Annotated in this window: 1 protein-coding gene and 1 pseudogene; both read left to right on the forward strand. The window is 40.1% G+C overall.

The genetic code is table 11. The annotated features are described in order from the left end of the window. Positions 1–401, forward strand: a 401-nt coding sequence (locus tag H1P_RS33185) for an ISAs1 family transposase (protein ID WP_144875726.1), incomplete at its 5' end; no start/stop codon positions are given. A gap of 55 nt (positions 402–456) precedes the next feature. Further along, positions 457–1,661: pseudogene (locus H1P_RS38680) on the forward strand (IS701 family transposase); the annotation flags it as partial.

Raw genomic sequence — 1,661 nt, forward strand, 5'->3', positions numbered from 1 at the left:
GTCTTCGTCATCCTCTATGGTTGGTGCTTCTAATCATAATTATGGGGATGATGAGTGGTTATTGGGGTTATCGGCAATTAGGGAGATTTGTCGAACGCCACCGAAGAGAATTGATTAAGAGACTTCAAATTCCTAAAGCGAGAGTTCCTTCTTATTCAGTAATTAGAAGAGTCATGGTGGATTTAAATTACGAAGAGCTACAACTCGTTTTTAATCAATGGAGTCAAAAATATAGTTTAATTCCAGAATCCGAATGGATCTCTGTTGATGGAAAGAGCCTCAAAAATACTGTGACCAATTACGACAATGCAAAACAAAACTTTATCAACTGTGTGTCGGCTTTTTCCCATCAAAGGAAATTAGTCTTAGCGGTACTTAAACAATTAGTACAAGCAAAATAAGATATACTGCTTTTGATAGTTAAGTTTCACGTTCTTATCATAGGCGATCGCCATCATGAAAGAAACTACTCCCGCAGCTATGCCTCCCTGCAACGAAGCGATGGTGTAAAAAGTTTGATGATTTATTAAGAACTAAAGCCCAAAAAGCGGTGCGACCCTGCTGAGGTTTCCTCAGCCAAGGAACGCCCTAAAGGACTCGGCTTCGCCGTCGCGCACCAAGACAAGGGAGTTTAGACACTATGTAGGAGGATTATTGGGAGAAAGTGAGAGAAAAAATGTGTCTCAGATGGCTAGAGATGCGGTAGAAGTCACATATCACAAATTACACCATTTTTTAACGGAAGCAACCTGGTCGGCGGAGAAGATGAATGAGCGTCGTTTAGAAGTAATGAACAAATGCAGCCAAACCAGAATCAGTAGAGGGTTTAGTCTAATTGTTGATGATTCGGGGCATAGAAAAAGTGGCTGCTTGCTCCGTCCTATACGCTGAGGAGACCTCAGCGCGGGCGGTGCGCAATTTTACCGCAGGAGTAGGACGACAGTATATCGGGGAAATTGGGAAAACAGATAATGGAAATGTAGTGGTAACAACTCATCTTTATGATGGCAAAAAAAGCTTGCCGTTAGACATAGAATTATACCAGCATGGCGATTCATTAGCAGAAGGAAAAAAAGACCCAGAGTTTAAGAAAAAAACCACCTTAGCTTGGGAATTAATTGATAAAAGTTTGAGACGAGGATATAGACCAGGAATAGTTTTAATAGATTCATCTTATGGTAACAACGCATCTTTTTTAAAAGAGTTAGAAGAAAGGAAATTAAAATATGTAAGAGGAATCGCTAAAAATCGCAATATTTTATTTAAAGATAAATCAGGAAAAACCGACTCAATAAGAATAGATGAATACGCCCAATGGATATCGGATGAGGAATTCAAGGAAATTCAAATACCAGGAGAAAAACCCAGAACAGTATGGGTAGCAATTATTGAAGTAGAAATATCTAAACTCATTGGTCAAAGAAAAATAGCTATCGTCATGAGCGCGCCAGCCTTTGAAGATGCTGAAGATATTGACGAGCGACCCTGCGGAGGTTGCCTCCGCTAAGGAACGCGCGAGTTGACTACTTGATAACAAATGTTGAAGGAGAAAAAGTAACAGAGCAATGGATAGTTGAAACTTATTCTCAAAGAAACTGGGTAGAAGTTTTCAACCCGTGAAGCTAAGGGGTGGTTAGGACTAAGTGAATACCAAGTCCGAG

The organism is Hyella patelloides LEGE 07179 (genome assembly GCF_900659865.1).
GTDB classification, from domain to species: Bacteria; Cyanobacteriota; Cyanobacteriia; order Cyanobacteriales; family Xenococcaceae; genus Hyella; species Hyella patelloides.